The 1412-nt window shown below is 68.7% G+C and carries 2 protein-coding genes and 1 pseudogene; all 3 read left to right on the top strand.

Going from position 1 to position 1412, the window contains the following annotated elements; all coding sequences use genetic code 11:
• Nucleotides 1–400 (top strand): annotated as a pseudogene (locus ON30_RS27910) (hypothetical protein); the annotation flags it as partial.
• A gap of 139 nt (nucleotides 401–539) precedes the next feature.
• Complete coding sequence (locus ON30_RS27915) at nucleotides 540–1205, top strand: hypothetical protein (protein WP_040711955.1); 666 nt, start codon at nucleotides 540–542, stop codon at nucleotides 1203–1205.
• Nucleotides 1202–1412, top strand: a 211-nt coding sequence (locus ON30_RS27920; protein ID WP_040711957.1) for a hypothetical protein, incomplete at its 3' end; no start/stop codon positions are given. The genes ON30_RS27915 and ON30_RS27920, both read left to right, overlap by 4 nt.

A 1412-nucleotide genomic window follows, 5' to 3' on the forward strand; every position in this document is an offset into this window, starting at 1 on the left:
GGGCGCGCACGAGGTCCACGCCCTGGCCGAAGCCGCGATGAACGAGTGCGAGTGGGCGGTGTATCGGGTGCGGCGCTGCTACAGCGCTCCCGCGCAAGCCTGGCGCGCGGTCGAGATCATCCACCACGGCGACCGCGCCGCGGCGCTGAGGTTCGTTCTCGACCTCGCCGAACGGGTGGGCATCGCGGTGCGGACCGACGGGGAACACACCCGCCTGTGGCTCACCCCCGAGAGCGAGCACTACCCGCGTGTGCAGGAGTTCTTCGTCGCCGCCCCGAACACGATCACCCCGAAGAAGCGTGCGGGATTCGAAACCCGCTGGGGCGGACACGCCGAGGGCCGACTCCGCGCGCTCGAACACATCGCCCTGCACGGCACGCACGTTCCCGCAGCCGCCTGAGCGCCCACCCCTACCCGACGACCTCGGCCCGACACGACCGCGCGGTGACGCCCGTCGAGGACTGGAATTCATCGCTCACGGTCCGGGGCCGGTCCTCCGACAAACGAGGCCGTCTCACCGCACAGAAAGGACCACGCCCGTGCTCTGTACCGGAACCTTGTTCACCCACACCGAGATCGACGCGCTGGCACGCCTCGCCGCGCAGTTGTGGGCCCGCTCCGGCGACCCCGACGACATCCTCAGCGCCACCGAGAAGGATCTGCTGAACCGGGCGCACGCCCTTCTCGCCGGCGAGGACCACAGCGACGCCACGACCGACGACGCCGCGGAGTCCGTCTTCGTCATCTCCCACCATGATCCGATTCCGTTCGCTATCAACGAGAACGCGTTCGAGATGTGGCTTGCGGTGGACGGCAACCACATCGAGGCTCTGCTGCCCAGCAGCCACGACGCCCAACCCGCGAGCGACCTGGTCGCGTTGTTCGAGGCCGCCTGCGCCGCCGATGTCCTGATCGAGGATCCGCGTCTGGAGTTGCTCATCGACCACAACAATGTCGGGCTGCCCGGGTTCACCCTCATGCTGCGCAACTTCCGCGGCCGACACGACGACATCGCTCTCACCAGCGGCTACACCGCACTGGAGTTCGCCGACGCCGAGCTGTCCACCGCCGCGGAGGCACGGACGCACCTGCACCAGATCATCAACGTCGCCAACGGGCTGCTCGATCGGATCACCGGCCGGGAGCCGACCCGCGAGCACCACGACACTCCCGTTCCCAGCACGACGAAAGCAGGGCGACCATGATCACCATCCCGGATCTGCGAACATGGATATCCGGTCTGGACCCGTTCGGCCATGTCGGTATCGATGAGGGCGGACTGTGGCTGGTGGAAATCCCCCACGACGACCGAACCACCGGCGCCCACCTCGAGGTCGGCGGCTACGACGAGGACCGCGACCCGCCCGCGCCGCAGGCCGCGACGACGGTCGTGAGTCCACCGGCGGAGGCGA

It is taken from the genome of Nocardia takedensis NBRC 100417, assembly GCF_000308695.1.
Classification (GTDB): Bacteria; Actinomycetota; Actinomycetes; order Mycobacteriales; family Mycobacteriaceae; genus Nocardia; species Nocardia takedensis.